This is a genomic window from Faecalicatena contorta, from assembly GCF_001404335.1.
In the GTDB taxonomy this organism is placed as follows: domain Bacteria; phylum Bacillota; class Clostridia; order Lachnospirales; family Lachnospiraceae; genus Faecalicatena; species Faecalicatena contortus_B.
Map to the genome: position 1 here is coordinate 41,849 of NZ_CYZU01000007.1, position 19,764 is coordinate 61,612.

The 19,764-nt window shown below is 46.9% G+C and carries 16 protein-coding genes and 1 pseudogene; 3 read left to right on the forward strand and 14 right to left on the reverse strand.

The features are described 5' to 3' along the window. Positions 1–296: 296 nt before the first annotated feature. The 5 genes from ARB69_RS05080 to ARB69_RS05100 form a co-directional block, all read right to left on the reverse strand. Entirely contained in the window at positions 297–2,201 is a 1,905-nt protein-coding gene (locus tag ARB69_RS05080) for a glycoside hydrolase family 127 protein (RefSeq protein WP_055151577.1), read from the reverse strand. A gap of 9 nt (positions 2,202–2,210) precedes the next feature. Continuing rightward, on the reverse strand, positions 2,211–4,100 hold the full coding sequence (locus tag ARB69_RS05085) for a glycoside hydrolase family 127 protein (RefSeq protein ID WP_055151580.1): 1,890 nt from the start codon (positions 4,098–4,100) through the stop codon (positions 2,211–2,213). A gap of 6 nt (positions 4,101–4,106) precedes the next feature. Next, positions 4,107–4,937, reverse strand: coding sequence for a carbohydrate ABC transporter permease (locus ARB69_RS05090; protein ID WP_050639444.1), 831 nt, complete (start codon positions 4,935–4,937; stop codon positions 4,107–4,109). After that, positions 4,937–5,881: a carbohydrate ABC transporter permease gene (locus tag ARB69_RS05095; RefSeq protein ID WP_050639443.1), complete on the reverse strand. Its 945-nt coding sequence runs from the start codon at positions 5,879–5,881 to the stop codon at positions 4,937–4,939. The genes ARB69_RS05090 and ARB69_RS05095 overlap by 1 nt, the downstream gene beginning before the upstream one ends. Before the next feature lie 127 nt (positions 5,882–6,008). After that, positions 6,009–7,325: an ABC transporter substrate-binding protein gene (locus ARB69_RS05100; protein WP_050639442.1), complete on the reverse strand. Its 1,317-nt coding sequence runs from the start codon at positions 7,323–7,325 to the stop codon at positions 6,009–6,011. A gap of 251 nt (positions 7,326–7,576) precedes the next feature. Between ARB69_RS05100 and ARB69_RS05105 the strand changes: the two genes are divergently transcribed. Further along, entirely contained in the window at positions 7,577–7,924 is a 348-nt protein-coding gene (locus ARB69_RS05105; RefSeq protein WP_055151583.1) for a hypothetical protein, read from the forward strand. A 193-nt stretch (positions 7,925–8,117) separates the two neighbouring features. After that, positions 8,118–8,399 (forward strand): annotated as a pseudogene (rhuM, locus tag ARB69_RS28225) (RhuM family protein); the annotation flags it as partial. 36 nt (positions 8,400–8,435) lie between these two features. On the opposite strand, the gene ARB69_RS05110 reads toward rhuM, so the two are convergent. Continuing rightward, positions 8,436–9,182, reverse strand: coding sequence for a response regulator transcription factor (locus ARB69_RS05110; protein WP_055151586.1), 747 nt, complete (start codon positions 9,180–9,182; stop codon positions 8,436–8,438). Then, positions 9,157–11,199 (reverse strand): sensor histidine kinase, encoded by a 2,043-nt coding sequence (locus ARB69_RS05115; protein WP_055151589.1) that lies wholly within the window; start codon positions 11,197–11,199, stop codon positions 9,157–9,159. The genes ARB69_RS05110 and ARB69_RS05115 overlap by 26 nt, the downstream gene beginning before the upstream one ends. Before the next feature lie 681 nt (positions 11,200–11,880). Here ARB69_RS05115 and yaaA point away from each other — a divergent pair. Further along, on the forward strand, positions 11,881–12,678 hold the full coding sequence (gene yaaA, locus ARB69_RS05120; protein WP_055151591.1) for a peroxide stress protein YaaA: 798 nt from the start codon (positions 11,881–11,883) through the stop codon (positions 12,676–12,678). A gap of 11 nt (positions 12,679–12,689) precedes the next feature. On the opposite strand, the gene ARB69_RS05125 is transcribed toward yaaA, so the two are convergent. From ARB69_RS05125 to ARB69_RS05155, 7 genes are all read right to left on the reverse strand, one after another. Then, positions 12,690–13,265, reverse strand: coding sequence for a cyclase family protein (locus ARB69_RS05125; protein WP_055151593.1), 576 nt, complete (start codon positions 13,263–13,265; stop codon positions 12,690–12,692). Beyond that, complete coding sequence (locus ARB69_RS05130; RefSeq protein ID WP_055151595.1) at positions 13,262–13,726, reverse strand: YaiI/YqxD family protein; 465 nt, start codon at positions 13,724–13,726, stop codon at positions 13,262–13,264. Before ARB69_RS05130 ends, ARB69_RS05125 begins: the two co-directional genes overlap by 4 nt. 1 nt (position 13,727) lies before the next feature. Then, positions 13,728–14,555, reverse strand: coding sequence for an AmmeMemoRadiSam system radical SAM enzyme (amrS, locus tag ARB69_RS05135; RefSeq protein WP_055151597.1), 828 nt, complete (start codon positions 14,553–14,555; stop codon positions 13,728–13,730). Continuing rightward, on the reverse strand, positions 14,548–15,933 hold the full coding sequence (amrA, locus tag ARB69_RS05140; protein WP_055151600.1) for an AmmeMemoRadiSam system protein A: 1,386 nt from the start codon (positions 15,931–15,933) through the stop codon (positions 14,548–14,550). Before amrA ends, amrS begins: the two co-directional genes overlap by 8 nt. A 95-nt stretch (positions 15,934–16,028) precedes the next feature. Then, the gene (locus ARB69_RS05145; protein WP_050639431.1) at positions 16,029–17,339 is read right to left on the reverse strand and encodes an amidohydrolase; all 1,311 of its coding nucleotides are present in this window, start codon (positions 17,337–17,339) and stop codon (positions 16,029–16,031) included. Positions 17,340–17,549: 210 nt separating this feature from the next. Beyond that, on the reverse strand, positions 17,550–17,729 hold the full coding sequence (locus ARB69_RS05150; RefSeq protein ID WP_055151603.1) for a hypothetical protein: 180 nt from the start codon (positions 17,727–17,729) through the stop codon (positions 17,550–17,552). A 75-nt stretch (positions 17,730–17,804) separates the two neighbouring features. Beyond that, positions 17,805–19,691 carry an AAA family ATPase gene (locus ARB69_RS05155; RefSeq protein ID WP_055151606.1) on the reverse strand — a complete coding sequence of 629 codons (1,887 nt, stop codon included), beginning with the start codon at positions 19,689–19,691 and terminating at the stop codon, positions 17,805–17,807. Positions 19,692–19,764 lie beyond the last annotated feature (73 nt).

The window sequence follows — 19,764 nt, forward strand, 5'->3', positions numbered from 1 at the left end:
CTGCCAAATGCACATATGCCGCCTCAAAGTGCTAAAACGATCCTTAGAAATTCTTGGAAGCCGACAGCCGAAAAAGCGGGGAAATTTTGTGATCACCGAATCACAAAATTAGGCGGCCCAGCGCGAGAAATCATCGGATTTCTCGTGATGTGCCGCCTGTACCCCGCTTTTTTGGCTGCCGGCTTCCTAGAATTTCTTAGGTTCGTGTCCGCACTTCGAGGCGGCATATGTGCATTTGGCAGGCTTTCGGCTAGCCCTTCATTTTGCGCCCCATCCGTCACCGAACCCAAAGCTAGTCAACGCCTAACCCAAACCAGCATTTCCCCAATCCCCCGGTTCCCCCACCGTGCATAAGGAACCGCCTTCATGGTGACTTTTTTTCTCTCCGGCTGTTCAAATGAATACAGTTCATGATTGCCCGAATTCTGATATTCCCGATACCCCCGTATATAAACAGGCGGGTAAATCTCTTCTCTGCCTTCTCTTTCCTGTCCCATTTCCTGTGTCCCGCAAATGGATTCAGCGATCAGCGCATTCAGGTCTTCTCCATTGTCAGCTTCCTCCAGGCAGTAAACAATGGGGCCCCGCAATATCGCTGCTCTGCCGCTGTCAGCAGATACCTTGGGATTTGCATATACAAACCGGCTTTGAATGTCAAATTGAAGTTGAATGACGTCACCATCACACCACGCCTTGTTTATTCCCATATATCCTGTAACTTCTTCCGGTTGTATTTCTTCTCCATTGACCAATACGCCAATGCTCTTACTCCAGCCAGGTTTCCTGAGTCTTACAGACATTTCTTTCTGTTGGCCGGAATACTTTATTTCCAGTCTTCCGACTCCCAGATAATCTCCCGTGATCTCCCACAGGCCCCCCTCTTCCAAATATATTTTTCCGCCAATATAGAGGTGAATGGCTAACTGATTTTCTTCCTGATTATAATCATAAACATATTTGTCTAATGACGTGATGGTTCTTGCCGCGTTTGGCGGACAGCACGCACATCCGAACCAGGTTACCCTGCTTGTTTTCACATGCCTCAGGTCGTATCTCTGATCGGCTTCACGGGGATTCAGCATAAGAGGGTTTACATAAAAATACTCTTTGCCATTGTCAGACATACCGCTCAATACCCCATTGTACAATGCCAGTTCCATAATATCCGAATACTGGCTGTCCAGCTTCAGACGGAGCATCCGTCTTGCCCAGAACACCAGGCCGATTGACGCACAGGTTTCTGCATATGCCCGGTCATTTGGAAGATCGTATGGAACCGAAAATGCCTCTCCATGCTCATCCGCTCCCACTGCTCCCGTAATATACATCTTTCGCTTTGTCACATCCTGCCACAGCGCATCCAGTGCCCGGATGGTCTTTTCATCTCCTGTTTCGTATGCCAGATCCGCTAAACCGGAATACAAATACATGGCCCTGACGGCATGCCCCACCGCCTCGCGCTGCTCCTGCACTGGTTTCTGTGCCTGGTGATACTCCAGTCCAAACCATTTATCCTTAAATTGTTCACCGAATCCGGAATCGTTTAATAAGAAAGAGGGCTGCTTTCCCCGTTCTAATAACAGGTATTTCATAAAATCCAAATATGTTTCTTTTTGGGTATATTGATAAAGCCTGTACAGCGCCAGTTCCAATTCCGGGTGCCCGGGGTAGATATGCAGTTTCCCCTCTTCCGGACCGATTCTTTCCATAAACCAATCCATATAACGCTCTGCAATCTGCAGCAGCCGTTCTTTTCCCGTCGCTTCTGCATACGCGGCCGCGGCCTCCGCCAGATGGCCCGCGCAGTACATTTCATGACCGTGTGCGATATTGGTAAGCCGTTCCCCCTTTCTCACGCAAGTGTAATATGTATTAAGATAACCATCGCTTTGCTGCGCCCGTCCTATGATTTCAATCAGTTCATCAATCTCGGATTCCAGCTTGGGATTCTCCTTTATTCTAAGGGAATATGCCGCGCCCTCTATCCATTTGGCCACATCACTGTCCTGAAATAACATGCCTGCATACTCACCATCCGCCAGCTTTGCCGCAATTCTAAAATTCTCAATTGCATGGCTCTTGGGTATCCCTGGGACAGCATCGCTTAGTACTTCATATTGATAGGGTATGATGCTTTCGCACATTTTTTCAATCTGCCCGCTCCAGAAAACGTCCCTGATTTCCATTTTTGTCTGCTTCATAACATCAAATCACCTTTCTTTCATAAATACACACATTCCGCCCTTTCCCCTGTTTCCCCAATGGTAATAAGGAACCAGACAAATAGCATTATCTTCAAACTGCGGGGGCTCACATCCATATAATCCGGTCTCTTTTTTCGTACACCGGTATCCCTCCGCATAAATTAAATCCACGTCTCCCGACAAGTTTCCCTTTCTCTTAAAAAACAGCCCGCTCAGATCCCCGTTATCAGCTTCTTCGGCACAATATACCACAGGCCCCCGCATCACAGCCGCCTTCCCAATCAAAGAATGTACCTGCAGGGACGCATACACTTTCCGGGGCAGCATTTCCATATCTACTTGAATTTCAGTCTCTTCCATCCAGCATTCCTGCTCGATTTCAGCGTATCCTCTGTTGATCACCGGGTGTATTTCCTGCCGGTTCTTTTTAATCCGTATCTTCCCGCACCAGGACGGCACCCTGATTCTCAGAACTCCGGGCGTGCTGTCCGCCTTTCTCACCCGGATCCTGATCTCCCCCGCTCTGGGGTATACGGTATCTTGTGTTACGGTCCAGCCATTCATATCCGCCTCACTGTTTATGAAAAGATGGATATTAAAATTGTGCTCATCACCCGTATAAATATATTTATTAAGTCCCATTAAAAGCCTGGCAATGTTCGGCGGACAACAAGGGCAGTCAAACCATGGCTGGCGCTCATATTTCAGATGCGAGTAATCCTGCCTCTTCTCACATCTTTCCGGATCGATTTCCAGTGCATTTGTATAGAAGAACTCAGTGCCGCTCTCCGAGATCCCTGCCAGGATGCCGTTATAAAGAGTTTTTTCCATAATATCACCGTATTGGGAGTCATTTTCTATCAGCAGCAAATGATAAGACAGCAGAAACAACCCGATCGATGCACAGGTCTCCCCATACATCAAATCAGAGGGCAGGTCATATGGATATGTAAAGCTTTCCCCATACGCAGATGACCCAATAGCTCCTGTCAAATACATCTTTTCCTCTGTCACATTCCGCCACAGCTTCTTTACATGCTGAAACAAATCCATATCGTGATCCAGCCTTGCCTTATCTGCCGCAGCAGTATAAAAATACATTGCCTTTACAGCATGTCCGACCGCCTCATTTTGTTCACGTATCGGCAAATGTGACTGGGAATGCCTGTAATCGCTTTCATCCAGCTCATATACCAGGTTGTTCCCCACGTTCGTATTCCGCGGTTCTTCCGAAAAAAAGTATGGTTTCCTGCCGCGCTCCTCCACAAAAAAATCCGCCAGTCTCTTATATCTGTCAATTCCTGTATCCTCATACAGCCGGTAAAGTGCAGGCTCAATTTCGGCATGACCGTCATAGCCTCTGATTTTCCCGGCCTCCGGTCCAAAACAATGATCAATATAATCCGCATACGCTTCTGCTATCTCCAGTAAATCTGTCCGTCCCAGCACTTGATGCGCCGATACCGCCGCTTCGATTAAATGGCCTGCACAGTATAACTGGCAGGACTCTTTCAGATAATGCCATTTGTCCTTCAAACCATGAATAATATAGTATGTATTTAAATATCCGTTTTTTTGCTGCGCTCTCTTTAAAAGATCCGCGGCCTCATCAAAAGCAGCCAGCGTCTCCTGATTTTCATATTGAAGGGCCAATGCGGCCGCCTCCATCCATTTATAGACATCGCTGTCCTGGGATACAAGCCCGTAGAATTCCCGGTCAGACTCACCGGCCGCAATTCTGAAGTTTTCAAATGCCCCGCTTGGTTCTATCCCCTCTATCTCATCGTTCAGTGCTTTTTTAATATACGGGATGGTTTTACCGGCAGCCAGCATTCTTTTTTCATGCAGTAAACCGCCTGTTATTTTAACATCTTTTATACTTGTCTCTTTATACATACGCACCTATCCTTTCACAGCCCCGGCTGCTATGCCGTTTATGATCGTTTTCTGTGCAAATAAATATATGATGACAACCGGTATAATCGCCATCAGCCCGGAGGCCAGCAGAAGATTCCATCTATTTTGAGTAAACTGGTTATAAAATGCTAACTGTGACAGTGGAATCGTATATAATTCTTTCTTCGAGATCAGAATCATAGGCAGCATCAGATCATTCCAATATCGGATAAAATAGAGTACTGCCACGGTTCCGTTGATCGGTTTTAACAGCGGGAAGATGATCTGGAAAAAGAAACGATATCCGCTGCAGCCATCCATATAGGCACACTCATCCAGTTCTCTCGGTATGGATTTTACGGCCTGGGTGTACATAATCACCGCCAGCGAACAGGAGAAACCGGCATTCAGTACTGAGATCAGCGTCAGGTTATTGGTAATATGAAGATCTGAAGCTGTCACGGCCAGAGGAATCATAATGACCGGAAATGGAAGCATCATGGCAATCATAAATACAACCGACGTAATGTGTCCGATTTTATTATTCATTCTCGCAAGCTTATATCCGGCCATTGCTCCAAGCCCTATGACAATAACCCCGCTTAACACCGCGAAATAGATCGTATTCCCAAATATTTTTGCGTAATGGCCGGTGTTCATAACCTCTTTAAAGTTATCCAGGTTCCAGGATTCCGGCAAAGCAAGCGGCTCCATGACAACCTGCCCGAATGTTTTAAAAGAATTCATGATTACAAAAACCATGGGAAGAAACATCGCTGCGCAGATCAACCAGAGAATCACTGCAATCATCCTATTCGTACGTTTTTTTTCTGCCATCAGTCTTCCTCCTTTGTCAGTCTCATCTGCAGGCCGGCAATGACCGCCATTACAATCGTCAATACAACCGCTAATGCAGAAGCGTATCCCATCCGGTGGCTCTTGAACGCCTCGTTGTATATGTATAAGGCAATATTCTCCGATGCATGTCCCGGCCCGCCGTTTGTCAGGCTCATAAGCAGCGGGAACATATTCAGGCTCTCCGTGACAGACAAGAATAAGCAGACAAAAATCGTCGGCTTCATTAAAGGAAGCGTAATGTACCGGATCATCTTAGCGCCGCTGCACCCGTCAATCACCGCAGCCTCTACCGGATCCTGCGGAAGAAGCTGCAGCCCGGCAAGATAAATTACCATAAAATATCCAATACACTGCCACAACTTAACAGCCGCAGCCGAGTACAATACAAGCCGTTCATCGGACAGCCAGCCCGTATTAAATATTCCCCAGCCGGTCAGCGGATATAAATCCGTCATAAATCTACCCAATAAAAACTGCCAGATAAAACCGACCGTTACATTATTAAAAATAAAAGGGCAGAAAATGATGGCCCTCAGAACATTCCTGCTTTTGATTTTCCGATTCAACGCCAGGGCGAACAGAAAACCTGCGATGTTGGCCAGAACAATCAGCAGAACAGCCGATTTCACAGTAAAACCCATGGCATTATAAAAAAGTTCGTCTTTCAATATATCTGCATAATTCGATAATCCCGTAAACTCTTTGTTTGGATTAATTCCGTTATAGTTCGTAAATGAATAACCAATAGTCTGAAATAACGGAAGTATAAAAAAAAGTACATATAGTATTAACATAGGAAAAACAAATCTGATAAAATCTAAAACCTCTTTTTTCAGCTTTCGCTGAAAATTCGTCCCGCAGGGGCATGAATTACGGGGTGCCCTTTGGTATACCTCTCTTTTTTTCCTCTTTCTGCTCCTCATGTCTTGCACATCTCCTCCGTTCGTTATCAAAAGGCTGCAAAATTGTACGGTTTTACGTAAGCCCAATTTTGCAGCCTCTGAATCGACGTAACCGTTCACGCAAGCCTGAACTGTCACGAATCATCAACTAATCTAATGCATCCGCATACTTGTTAAATGCATTGTCAAAATCCTCAATTAATTTCTTGTGGTCTTTTGTACCGGAATTCAGGTACTGTACAGTAACTTTCCATGATTCCGCATCAAATCCGGCCGGCTCATATGCATAATAAGTAAAGACTGTTTTCTCATCCTGCAGATATGTCTGCAGAATCTCGGATGCTTCATCTAATTCAGGCTCCGCTGTAGCATTAGCTGTTGGAACACCGATTTCATCATAATAGTAGCCGCCGCCGTTTTCCGGGTTCAGAAAATATTCCATAAACTGATTGATCGCATCAGCTTTTGCCGGATCCTCCTCGGATGCCGCTAATACATTGATTACAAATCCGTACTGTTTCGGGAACAACAAGTCTTCTTTATCCTCGGAAATCGGAAGTGGGAACATCCCCATTTTGATATCCGGATTCAGTTCTCTGATCTGGAGAATCGACCAGTTGCCCTGCAGCATCATGGCTGCATCCCCTTTCGCAAAAGCGGCGTATTGTCCCGACACATCTGTATCAAACGGCCTGTCCTGTGTATTGTCTGCTACCAGATCCAATACGTCAAACGCCTGATCGATACCCGGCTGGTCAAAGGTCCAGTTTCCTTTCTTATAGTCATCCCCTAACTCTACCGCAGCCGGCGTCAGGATGGAGGATGCCCCATATCCCAGGAACTGGCCAATGGTCCATTCTGTTGCATAGCCCGCGGCAAACGGAGTGATCCCGGATGCTTTTAACTTCTCTACGCAGTCTTTTAATTCCGAAACTGTCACCGGAACGTCCGCAATGCCTGCTTGTTCAAATAACTCCTTATTGTAGAAAACGCCCCATGCCTGCGTATCCATCGGGATTCCATATACCCCGTCCTCAATCGTGACCGTATCCAGTTCTGTGTCCCGGATGTATTTCATGAAAGGCTCATCCTTGATATCTTTGATATATCCTGCATCTACATAACTGGCAAGTTCAAATCCCTGCAGCTGGCTTGTCAGATCCGGCGCATCGTCGGCCGCCAGCCGGGTCATCAACTCCTCGAGATGGTTTGTGCCGGTTGCATTGAATGTAACGTGAACCCCATCCTGGCTGTTATTGAAGTCTTCAACAATACGGCTGAATATCTCCGTCCTGTTCGGATCCCCGAATAAAAATTCAAGCTCTACCGGTTCACTTGATTCCTGTTTCTGGGCGCCGCTGCTGTCTGATGTACTGCCGCTTCCCTTTTGGGCGCATCCGCCTGCAGCCAGCCCCGTGATCATCGCGAGTGCAATTCCCAATGATAATAATTTCTTTTTCCTCATTTGTCCTCCTCCTTTTGGTTTCGCTTTGTTTTGTTATTATTATCATATATTTAACTCCTTATGAAATACATAGACAATATCGACTGTTTTTAGGACAAAACTGACAATGCAAAAAATTATCAAATCATTCATCATTTTTTGTTGATAATTTGGTATACTGAATTTATTGAAGGCAGGCAATGTGGGGATTCTTTATACTTCAAGCGAATGATAACTAATTGAAAAAACATTAGAAATTGCAGAGGTGAGTTATGTTTAATGAAATATGTATCTATGAAGCTAAATTAACCAAGTTAGATGAAATAGAGACGCTTATGAAGGAAGTAGCTGAATTCTATCTGAAACAAGACGGTGTAATTGATGTTCATTACATAAAACGCACTCACCGCCAAAAAGATTTTAATTCGGTTAAAGAGGGGGAATTGCCTATTCGTCTTACAAGAAATGTAGGTAAGGTGACATATGTTTTATACTGGGTATTGGAAAATGAAGAAGTTCATGCAAGGGTATCTAAGCTTGGTATAGAGAAATTTTATAAACGTTGGAATCGATGCCTAACCACAATGCCTAAAATAATTCTGGGCGAGAATGTCGTCTAACATATAACTTAGAATTGTCCCGAATTTGAGAATGAGAGTTATATTTTAAGAATGATAACAAAAGAGGCATATAAATGAGCAATGAATGATACAACCTCAAGATTCCGACATTATTATGTATCAGACGGTAGATGGTTTAACAAAAATAGATGTACAGATGAGCACTGAAACTGTCTGGCTCACCAGAGAACAGATGGCTGAACTGTTTCAAAGAGACAGAAGTGTAATTGGCAAGCATATAAGAAACATTTTTAATAAGGGTGAATTACGAAAAGAATCAGTATGGGCAAAATTTGCCCATACTGCGGAAGATGGTAAAACCTATCATGTGGATTACTATAATCTGTATTTCATTATTTCTGTCGGATATAAGATAAAATCTCTGCGCGGTACACAGTTTCGCATATTGGCAAATTCCGTTCTGAAGGAATATTTGCTCAAAGGCGTTGCCATGAATGACGATCTTTTGAAAAAAGCAGGCGTTAATACAACAAAGAGTGAAAATTATTGCTTACCCGCCATCCATAGATATAGGAGCCTTATCCCCTTCAAGAATAAACTGCTTTGGAGATACCCCGCAGTATTTTTTAAATACCCGGCTGAAATAGCTGCAATCGTGATAGCCAACAAGCTCTGCTGCCTCCGCAATGTTATAGCCTGCCGCCAGATATGCCTTTGCCTGTGCAAGCCTTACCTCGTTTATGTAACTGGTAATATTTACTCCATACTTTTTCTTAAATAGCCTGGACAATACATCCTTATTCATGTAGTACTCCTGAGCCAGGCTGCTCAGTGAAATATCCCGGGCATATTCCGCATCGATCCGTTCCCTTATCTGCCCGACAATATCTTTCCTGCGCTCAATACCTGCTCCGCCGCTCTCGTCTGCGTGCTGCTCACAGATCTTTTTCAGTGCCTGGTTCAGTTCATTCCGGTTAATTGGTTTTAAGATATAATCTACCGCGCCATATTTTAAAGCGATTCTGGCATATTGAAAGTCATCATAACCGCTGATGACGATAACCGACGGATTCATCTTTTCCTCCGCTATAAACTTCAGAACCTGGTCTCCGGAACAGCCGGGCATTTTCATGTCCAGCAGGATCACATCCGGGGTCTTAGTCTTGATTAATTCAACAGCCTCTAGCCCATTCTGTGCCTCTCCAACAATCTCCATATTGTTTTCTTCCCAATTACCAATCAGGCGTATTGTCCGACGGATAATCCGTTCATCATCTGCAATTACTACTCTCAGCATCTGCCTTCCCTCCTGGCACCTTAATCTTCACTCGAATACCGCCTCCGTCCCGCTGTTCAATACTTACCCCATATGCCGGGCCAAATTGCTGCCGGATACGTTCGTTAAGGTTCACCAGCCCTTTTTGCTCGTATCCATTCGCTGGCGCCCCTCCTTTGCTATTCAGCATATTCTGAATTTCCTTTAACCGTTCAGTCTCAACGCCATCGCCGTTGTCTTCAATATAAAATTCACACACCTTATTTTTCAGCTTTAGCTGAAAATCCGCCCCGCAGGGGCCTGAGATACGAGGTGCCCTTGGGGATACCTTATTTTTTAGCTTTAGCCGAAAATTCGCCCCGCAGGGGTATGAAATACGGGGTGCCCTTGGGTATACCTTATTTTTCAACTTTGCTGATACACCGCCCGCAGGGCTTGTGTTACGGTATGTCCTTGGGTATACGTCTTCTCTAATTATATCATAAATACAGATATGAACTGCTTTTGTAGTTTTTTCCATCCCATGCTTGATGGCATTTTCTACAGGAAGCTGTAATGTAAACACCGGAACCAGCATATCCAGAGCCTTTTCCGAGAGTTTAATCTCCAGGCTGATCTTATCACCAAACCGGTATTTTTGAATGTCCATATAATCCCGGACAATTCTGACTTCTTCGGATACCTTCACAATGCTCTTGCTGTTGTTAAGACTGTATCTTAAAATCCCGCTTAGTGCATTGTTAATCTCCTCGATCTCCAAGACATTATTCTCAATTGCAATTCCGCTGATTGTCTGCAAAGTATTATATAAAAAATGCGGGTCTAACTGCGCCTGCAGCGCCTCTAATTTGGCCTGCTTTTCCTGAATCTGGCTCTGATATTCCGATTCGATCAGGGTATTGATTCTCAGATTCATTTTCTCAAAGCTGGAATAAAGGGTTCCCACTTCATCGCTTCTCTTTGCCAGCAGCGGCTCCTCGTAGCTTTCCCCCTGTTTATAATGCCGCATGGTACCTGCAAGATTCTCTATCGGCTTCATAGTACGATTGATTATATAGTATAAAACCAGGATTCCCAGGCCGAAAATCATAAGCACAAGTATGCAGTTGCTGATAAACTGTGTTTTAATCCCTTTCATAATCTGGTCTTCCGGCACAATCTTTACCATTGTCCAGCCTTCATTTTGGGATTTATCCGCGATTACAATGCATTTTTTATTATCGATCTTCTGTCTGAACCAATATCCGGATTCGTCATGAATACTGACTGCATCCTTTAAGCTGTTCAGCGCTTTCTCCTCCCGCTCTTCGCTGTCGTAGATTAACTGAAGGTCATTATCAAATATTAATAACTCTTCCTCCTCGCTGTTAAACTGTCTGTAAAGTGTATCGAGCCTGCTCTTATTGATATTTACGGAGATAACAAAATAATAATCGTCATTCTTTAAAGGATACTGTATATATCTGGAAAAGCAAATGATATCTTTCTCATCGTACCGGATTTCTTTTGACACCGTTACCGCCAATGCATTACTCGTTTCCGCCGCAGTATACCAGGGCATCTCTTCCAGATCATGACCGTTTAATATGTACAGCGTATTCTCCGTTGATTTAATAGGAATATGGTTAAACGAAACTTCATCCATTATATAAAATTTGTTTGATGCACTGGAATATAAATAAATACTGTCGATATCGCTTGCCGAATTATATTTACTTGCAAGAATATTGTATATCTGGTTATCTTCGCTGACCGATTCCTCTCCGCCGCTTTCCCAGAATATTTTATCATAAAACATTTCTTTTGATGCAACAGATAAATCATCCACGATCCCGGAAAAGTAATTTGTGTTTGCCTGATGTAATATCTGCATATTATTTGATATAATTTCTTCTTCTCTGGAATGATACATGTATAAATACATCAGACAGACTATGATGATCTGTATGAAACAGATGATTCCTATTACGAAAATAATCTGGTTGACTAGTTTGCCTTTGATTAAACGGAGATACAGCTCCTTGGCTTTGCTTAACATGACCTCACCTCCTGTGGATCTCTGAATCATATTTTAGCAGAAAACTTTTTGAAAAGCGAGTCTGGGGGAAAAGGATATTTTAGCATTGAGTTTCTAACTTTAAAATGTTAAACTTTTTTGAGAAGGTAAAAAATATGGGAGATATTAAGAACATATTGTGCGGTATATTGAATTTATAAAGAGCAAAAGACAAGACAAAGAATCGGTCTGTTCTAAATAACATTCTCTAAAAGAACAGCCAAGTTTTTACACACCACAGGACTGGGGAGAAATATCCTGATCGGATCATTTGTTCTAATACAGCACATTGACAATAATATACTTAATAAGGCAGCCGGGGACGTGCTCCCACCTGTTCCGAGTCTTGAGGAAGGGGTGGTGCTTATGTACGTTACATATGATAACCTCTTTACATTTGTGCTGATGATTATTGCAATTATCACCCTTGTAAAAAGTTTCTATGACAAACATAAAAAATAGCCGTCCTACCCTCAGAAAGTAAACGGCTATTTCTTAATATCTTTCGCCGGGGTGGGTGAGGTGCATTCACCCTCCGGCTGTCTTGTTAAGTATATTATAGTCAATATTACGGATTCTGTCAATTATATATCTTCCGCTTATTCCAAACCACCCGCACCGTGGATGAATAAAGGAGAATATAGCTCATACGAGGTTATTGAAATGTTAAAGATTATTATTTCACCTGCTAAAAAAATGAACCTTATAGATGAATTTAGTTTTAAGCTTACGGATCCGGTCTTTCTGGAGGAAACCGGATATCTACATACGCTTTTGAAGGGGATGCCGCTGGAAGAACTGCAGACATTGTGGCATTGCAGCGACAGGCTTGCCAAACAGAATTATGAACGTCTTCATTCTTTCTCTCCGAATCGTGCTTCCAGCCCTGCACTGCTTGCTTACGAAGGAATCCAGTATCAGTATATGGCTCCACAGGTTTTTTCGGATTCGCAGTGGGATTATGTTTCTGATCATCTTTATATTTTATCCGGGTTCTATGGAATTCTGAAGCCTGCCGACCGGGTGATCCCTTACCGCCTCGAGATGCAGGCTAAATTAGAAACAGAGGAAGCACGGGATCTTTATCGGTTCTGGGGCAGCAGGATGTATGACTTATTGACCGGGAAAGACGGGGAATCTGATTCTGTTCAGATCCTGAATCTGGCTTCTGCCGAATATAGTAAAACGATTCTGCCATACGTCAGAGCGCCGCATTCTCAGGTGACCTGCATTTTTGGTGAGATTATAAATGGGAAAGTAAAGATGAAAGGTACTCAGGCGAAGATGGCGCGCGGAGAGATGGTCCGCTGGATGTCTGAACAGTACATAGAAAATATTTCCGAGATACGCAGGTTTGATCGATTGGATTATCGTTTTCATCCGGAACTTTCCTCGGAGACGGAATATGTTTTTCTGAAGAATCCGGCACCTGAATGCCAGACAGATGATATGATGATATAAAAGCCTGCTATTCAAATACCTTCTATCAGCACCGCCCGGCACGGGGCTCCGTCGCATCCGCCCAGCTTTAACGGCTGGGCGCACAGAAAGTATTCGTCGCACTCCACGTCACACAAATACAGGCCTTCCAGTATGGCCATTCCTGCACCCAGCAGGATTTTATGCACTCCGGCCGGCGAATCTTCGGGGCCCACGGTCAGGCTTTCTACACCTGTCAGCTCCATGCCCGCCTCCGCAAATACTCTGGCCGCATCCTCCGTGAAAACAACGCTGCCTTTCCATAATACCTTTTTCTCTTTCCCGGCTATGATCTTCCCCGCCTGCTCTGCGTCCAGTATGCCGTCATATTCTACGACACTGCACGGGCCCATAACCTGCTCCAGCAGAAGCTCGTCAACTGCCCTGCCCTCATCCAGAAAATGTCTGGGGGCATCCATATGGGTTCCGTTGTGTACACACATTTTCAGGTATGTGAGATTACACGCGTCTCCGGTTCTCACCTGCATCAGACGCTCATATTCAGGCGCCGGGTCTCCGGGATATACGGCGGAGCCAAATAATTCCCTCGAAATGTCATAGAACTTCATTCTGTTTCTCCCGCCTCCTTCTTTCCTTTCACAATCAGCCGTTTGAGGGACGCCCGGAAGCGGTCATCATCCTCCTGCGTCCGCTTTTTCGGCCCTTTGAGATGATTCTTCCTGGTCTTTCTCCTGACCTCTTTGGCTATATGCCGCTCAAACATCATCTGATCGATATTCTCCGCTGTATACCATTTTCCGCTCTGGTGGATCGGGAATACGCCCTTTCCGAGGCACATGGAGGCCACACCATAATCCTGCGTCACTACAATATCTCCTTTTTCCGCCATAGTAACAATTTTAAAATCAGCGGAGTCCGCGCCTTTTTCCACCGTTACAACCTGGCTGTAATCTGAATGGAACAGGTGTGCCGTGTCACAGACCAAAATGACCGGAAGCTCATTCTGCCGCGCTTCGGCTTCCACGATCCCGATCACCGGACAGGCATCTGCATCTACTATTATTTTCATATTAACAATTCCCCACAAATACATTTTTCAGATACTTACGCGCCGTTTCTGCAAGAAGGTACACCCGGCCTATATCCGTGGGCCCTCTGTTTTCCATATGATATCGTGGAAAGAAACGGGTTACGTGCAGAGGAATCTCCCCGTCTAAAGATGCGATCCACTGCGCTTCCTCTTCCATTTCCTCCAGGCTGTCATTTTCTTCCGGCACAATCAGCGTTGTGATCTCTACATGACAGGATGCTGCCGCATGCCGGATAAACGCCTTCACCGTCTCCAGATCGCCCCCCAGCTTCCGGTAATAGTCCGCACGAAACCCCTTCAGGTCAATATTCATGGCATCCGTAAACGGCAGCAGCTCTTCCAGCACTTCCAGAGTTGCAGAGCCATTGGTGACAAGAACGATCACCATCCCCGCTTCTCTCACCAGCTTTGCCGTGTCCCTCACATACTCCCAGCCGACCAGCGGTTCATTGTAGGTGAACGCCACGCCGATATTGCCGGCAGCTTTATACTCCAACGCTTTTTGGGCCAGCTCCTTCGGTGAAATATACAATGCGCCCGCAGCGGCCTCATCCGCCATGGATATCTCGTAATTCTGGCAGAAAGGGCACCGCAGGTTGCATCCATAGCTGCCCACCGATAAAATCCTGCTCCCCGGGCGGAACATTTTCAGCGGTTTTTTCTCGATCGGATCCAGGGCCATGGAGGTTACCCGGCCGTAGTTACCGCATATGACCGCTCCATTTTCATTTTTTCTGGCCAGACAGAATCCGGTCTGCCCCGGCCCCAGACTGCAATGGTGCATACATACCTGACAAGCTTTATTCATGCCGAACCACCTCAAACCGCTCCAGGCGTACCTCTTCGTCCCTGCCGATGCCGGCCTTTCTCTTTGCGATATCAATCTGCTCCTCCACGGTATCCACGCCTTCCAGATTCGGAAGCAGAAGCCCCCGCTTTTGCCCTTTTGACACGATAACCCCATATCGTTTTACATCCAGCTCATCCGGGGCAGCCACCGGCTCTGTCTCCCCCAGTACGTCCACGCTGATTACAAGCCTGTCCAGTTCTTCCGGCTCCACCGCAGGAAATCTGGGATCCCTGGAGGAAGCGCTGATTGCATTGTCTATGATTTCCTCAGCAAGCGAGCTGCGTACTGCCTGAATGGTTCCGATACAGCCCCGAAGCTGCCCGTCTTCCTTGATTGACACAAAAGCGCCGGCCCGCTGGCTGTACAGTTCCCGGGGCAGCCCTTTTGGCGCCTGTATCTTTCTGCCTGTGCGCACATATTCCTCTATCGTACGCCTCGCAAGCTGCACATAGGCATCCTCCTGTTCCCGCTTTTCCAGAATCCGGGCTTTTTCCTCTGCCTCAAACTGCGCTTTAAACTTCCGCTCAGAATCCTGCCCGAAGGGCACATAAGCGCACACACCGTAGCCGACGCCGAAAGGCCCCTCGTAAGAAAGCCGCTCTGCCGCGACCGCCATCCCATCCAGAGCCCCGGCCATAATTGTAAATGCTCGGTGTCCGCATTCTCCCGCATTTTCACAAAAGTCTTCGGAAAACTCCAGCAGCTCCTCAAATGCGCCTCTGCCCATCACATCCATGATCCGGGCGTCGTACTCCGGGCCTTCCTTTTGATAGCCATAAGGCCCGTCCGCCTTCAGCCGGTGTGACAGATCTCCGCTGGCAATCAGTACCGTCTTTCTGCCCAGGTGTTCTATGGTCCTGCCGATATATTGCCCCAGCTCATAATGTCTGATCAGCGGGAATCCCGAAAGCCCTATTCTTACCAGTTTGTATCCTGTCCAGTACCGGTTCACAAAATACAGGGGCACCATAGTACCATGATCCAGGCACTTATCCCGCTCTCCCAAGGTTCCTGCCGGCAGTTTTCCAGCCTTAGCCAGGCTGCCCAGATACGCTGTGAACTCTGTATCATATGCAGCTTCCAGCTTCACCTGGCCTGCCCCAAACTGGCCAAAGTCCCCTTTCGCCCCCTCTCCGGGTGAAATATGAAAGTAATCCGCATACATGACCTGATGGGGCGAAATCAATACGATCGTCTCCGGCTGCAGTTCCCCGATCCGCCGGGCGACCTTCTCATATGCATCCACCGTGCTTTGAATCTTATGCTCCTCACCTCTGCCGATGTCCGGTACGATCAGCGGCGGATGCGGAACCATAAATGCCGCCATAATTCCCATAGCGCTCCCTCCTTCTGATTTGTCGAAACAGTTCAGGCGGGCCTGAACCGTTTCCATTTGTCTGCTTTCTCTTTTTTCCGTTACGATATTCCTATTTATTCCCCGGCCTTATCATCCGAAAAATCCCTCCATACCTGTTCCAGCCGCCCGGGTTCTCTCATCAGCATCCAGCCGCCAAGCGCCATGCACTCTGCCACGTACAGCATCCCTTTCTGCCCGATACTCATCCCCGCCTGGGCCGTTGTGGTCCAATGGTGAAGCGGCGTACCTTTACACATCACCGCCGCACTGAGCATCACCGTGGGCACGGTGTGGCTCACATCCGATACGTCAGTTCCGATGTTCAGAAGTACCGGTTCCTCCTCCAGAGGCTCCAGCTCTGTAAAATAAACGCCGTCGTTTTTTAGTCCTGCCGCTTCGCTTATGTTACGGGCAAACTCCAGCTCTTCCTCCGTATGCTCCGGAAGGGGAATCTGTTCCATGGCCTCGTAAAACAGTTCTGCCAGCGCCCGGTTCACCTTCATCTCCCTGTTGGAGGTCACAAGCTCAATCTCGACTCTCGTCCCTGTCATCAGAGCCGCCCCGCGTGCGCAGTCATCCACCCTGCGGGAAGCATCCTCCGTCCGGTCCCTGCGGCCGGAACGGATAAAATAATTGGTGGATGCATAGTCAGGCACAATATTTGCCGGACCGTCAGTATTTGTGTAAGTATAATGCATCCGCACATCATCCGCCACATGCTCCCTCAGATAATTGACCCCCACATTCATCAGCTCCGCGGCGTCCAGGGCAGAGCGCCCCAGTTCGGGATGTTTGGCGGCATGGGCTGCCGTACCGTAAAACGCATAGTTCTTCACGTCCTGGGCCTGCCAGATATCGTAGCTTACCCGGTTTCTGTCAAAAGGGTGCCATGTGACAGCAGCGGACAGATCGTCAAAGACACCCGCCTCATTCATTTTGATTTTCCCGATGACAATCTCTTCTGCAGGGCAGCCGTATACCCGGATCGTCCCTTCCACGCCCGCAGCTTCCATCTGCGCCTTCAGTGCACAGGCTGCTGCCGCACAGGCCGTTCCCAGAAGATTATGCCCGCATCCATGCCCCGGACCGCCGTCGGTGCGGCACTCCGAAACCGGTTCCTGTCCAAGCCCCGGCAGGGCATCGTACTCCGCCAGATATCCGATGACCGGCTTATTGCTACCCCACTGTGCTATAAAAGCGGTTTCAAATCCTGCGATCTTCCACTGAATGGAAAATCCCTGTTTTTCCAGAAAAGCGGCCAGCCGCCCTGAAGAATAGACCTCCTGCCCGGACAGTTCCGGATGGCGGAAAATATCATCCGCTGTCTGTATCATTTCCTCTTTATTCTGTTCAAACCATACTTCCCATGCTTCTGCGCTTTTCATTCTGCCTCCCTTGAGTGTGTCATAAAACTGCTTGCTGCAAGATGTTGTCCCAGTTTACGTGGTATTTACTCGTAACAGTTCAGGCAAGCCCGAACTGTTACGCATCCAGCCCATTTAAATTCGCCTGCGGCGAGGGGCTGGATGCCTGCAGCCACTATGTTTTCGTACGATCTGCGCAGTAAATGCGCAGACCTCTTTGAACTGTTACATTTACTCCGCAATGCTGTACTGCAGATATTCGTACAGCAGCCGGCTCCCTTCCCGAATCTCCGGCGGGAGAAGTGCCCTGGCCACCATCTTTGGCTCCGCCGCCGGGTCTGTCTCGTCAATTCTTCTAAGCATTGCATAATCTCCGTCGATTTTCTCTACGATATAAAAACATGTCAGCATCGTTTCCTCCTCCTGTTGTACGTTTCCCTTTGAGTATATTTGAGCTACTGCAGGAACTTAACGTGATTTTTTGTTTCAAACACGGTTCGCCCCCACAGGGCCCTGTAAATTTTTCTTTCTGCTCTCAAAATAGATAAACCGGTCAATGGCGTCCAGGATATCCCGGAAGTCCTCTCTTGGGGCCAGCTCGATATATCTGGTCAGCAGCTCCTGTTCCTGCTCCCGGTATCTACCGTAAAAAATGTCATACAGATTGTGGCCCCGCATGTATACACGGATTTCTTCCATATGGTTTTTCACATCATCCACACAGGCTATCTCTCTTCCCAGTACCTCCGTGAGTTTCCTCCCGCTCCGGATTCTGTAGAGATATTCTTTCCATTTTTCCAGAAATATCTCATAGAATGCCTCTTCTGATTCTATGACGCCAAGTTTTGCCATGATCTTTGGATTCAGAAAATAATTTTCAAATGAATAGTAGTGCAGAATCAGTACATTCCGCGGGGTAACCCGGGGGAGCTTATCCGCGTCCTCCGTATTTCTCTCTTCATAGTAGCGGCAGAGCTGCCGTTTCAGCTTTTCCGGATCCTGGCCGTCCCCGTCCCGGATCATCAGAAACTGATCTTTCAGATAGATTTGGTTCATATACTTCAGGTTCGCATAGGTCTTGATGTTCGTACAGCTGTTCGTTGTGATAATGGCGATTCTGGAGAGATTTCCTTCCTCGTCGTATGTCTCTGAATAATATTTTTTAATCAGCAGGGGCAGCCGGCTTTTGTCCTGTTTGCCCTCCACGATAAATACAAAGTTCACATTCATCAGGTCATTGGCCGTATAGCCCAGATCGTCCAGTATTGCGCTGATATCGGTCTTCTCCCTGATTGCTGAACAGCCGTCTTCCCCCAGCACTATCTGCCGAATCTGCCTGCTGCTGAAGTTCGGAAGCAGATTCGGGGAGTGGGTGGAGAACATCACCTGATTTTTCCGGGACAGTCTGTACAGGATCTCACCCGATACCTTTTGCAGCTTCGGATGCAGGAAAATCTCCGGCTCCTCCACCATCACAATGCTGGGAACCCGGTCCGCCCCTTCCGCATAAGTTTCCAGAAGAGACAGCATATAGACGCTGCGCATGCCCTTCCCCATCTGCGATACCGGCCGGTTCGCTCTCTTCTCCCTGCCCCGGATCTCTGCGGTCACCAGAAGCATCCTTTCTACGTCCCTGTTCATAGAATAGATAATCTCATCCTGCCCGCCGTTTTTCCGGAAGTTCTCATTCACCTTCCCCGCGAAATCATTCAGATTCAGCTGATAAAGTTTGTAATCCAGCAGCTTTGCCGCCTCAAAGGCATCCAGCTCTTCCGGTTTTTTCTGGTTAATCAGACCGATGCACGCAAAACAGTGGCTGCAGAGCTTTGCCTGGTCGAAAATGCAGCAGCCCGACCGCATTCTTTTCAAAAGCGCATCCTCCTGCAGCATCAGCAGGTCCCCCTGAAGCTGATTCAGGTCTCTCTGTGTGTCCATGTAATATATCTGTGGAAATACTTCCTTTATATATGGGTTGTTCTTTTTTACGCCGTCACTGTAGCGGATACGCCCGTCTTTATTGGCCACAAACTCAAAGGTCAGGATGCCCTTATCATCGAAGGAAGGCAGCTTCCTCCTAAAATCCGCCTCCCATGCTCCGAAGCGCCTGTACTGGCTGACCACCCCATTTTTCTGCAGGCGGATCAGATCTTCTTCCAGAAATTCCAGAGAGACAAACACTTCGATATTCGAGTTGTTCTCCTGAAAATCTTCCGGCTGGATCCGGTAGGAGCCTCCCACCGCGCGGACAGCATCCAGCACGGCTGTCTTCCCGGTATTATTCTGCCCCACCAGAATCAGGGCATTGTCAATATTCTCGATGTACATGTTGCGGATGGATTTAAAATTTCTGATCCGCAGACTGGTAATCCGCATTTCAGGCACCTCCCTTCCACAATTTATTATATATATGCTACTAATATGTGCTTAAGTTTTCTGCAATTTATAT

Coding starts and splice junctions, on each gene's coding strand:
- ARB69_RS05095 (WP_050639443.1), bottom strand. CDS start 5,881: ATGAGGAGCAGAAAGAGGAAAAAAAGAGAGGTATACCAAAGGGCACCC.
- ARB69_RS05100 (WP_050639442.1), bottom strand. CDS start 7,325: ATGAGGAAAAAGAAATTATTATCATTGGGAATTGCACTCGCGATGATC.
- amrS (WP_055151597.1), bottom strand. CDS start 14,555: ATGAATAAAGCTTGTCAGGTATGTATGCACCATTGCAGTCTGGGGCCG.
- ARB69_RS05125 (WP_055151593.1), bottom strand. CDS start 13,265: ATGAAGTTCTATGACATTTCGAGGGAATTATTTGGCTCCGCCGTATAT.
- ARB69_RS05110 (WP_055151586.1), bottom strand. CDS start 9,182: ATGCTGAGAGTAGTAATTGCAGATGATGAACGGATTATCCGTCGGACA.
- ARB69_RS05150 (WP_055151603.1), bottom strand. CDS start 17,729: ATGCTGACATGTTTTTATATCGTAGAGAAAATCGACGGAGATTATGCA.
- ARB69_RS05130 (WP_055151595.1), bottom strand. CDS start 13,726: ATGAAAATAATAGTAGATGCAGATGCCTGTCCGGTGATCGGGATCGTG.
- ARB69_RS05145 (WP_050639431.1), bottom strand. CDS start 17,339: ATGAAAAGCGCAGAAGCATGGGAAGTATGGTTTGAACAGAATAAAGAG.
- ARB69_RS05085 (WP_055151580.1), bottom strand. CDS start 4,100: ATGTATAAAGAGACAAGTATAAAAGATGTTAAAATAACAGGCGGTTTA.
- yaaA (WP_055151591.1), top strand. CDS start 11,881: ATGTTAAAGATTATTATTTCACCTGCTAAAAAAATGAACCTTATAGAT.
- ARB69_RS05090 (WP_050639444.1), bottom strand. CDS start 4,937: ATGGCAGAAAAAAAACGTACGAATAGGATGATTGCAGTGATTCTCTGG.
- ARB69_RS05080 (WP_055151577.1), bottom strand. CDS start 2,201: ATGAAGCAGACAAAAATGGAAATCAGGGACGTTTTCTGGAGCGGGCAG.
- ARB69_RS05155 (WP_055151606.1), bottom strand. CDS start 19,691: ATGCGGATTACCAGTCTGCGGATCAGAAATTTTAAATCCATCCGCAAC.
- ARB69_RS05105 (WP_055151583.1), top strand. CDS start 7,577: ATGTTTAATGAAATATGTATCTATGAAGCTAAATTAACCAAGTTAGAT.
- amrA (WP_055151600.1), bottom strand. CDS start 15,933: ATGGGAATTATGGCGGCATTTATGGTTCCGCATCCGCCGCTGATCGTA.
- ARB69_RS05115 (WP_055151589.1), bottom strand. CDS start 11,199: ATGTTAAGCAAAGCCAAGGAGCTGTATCTCCGTTTAATCAAAGGCAAA.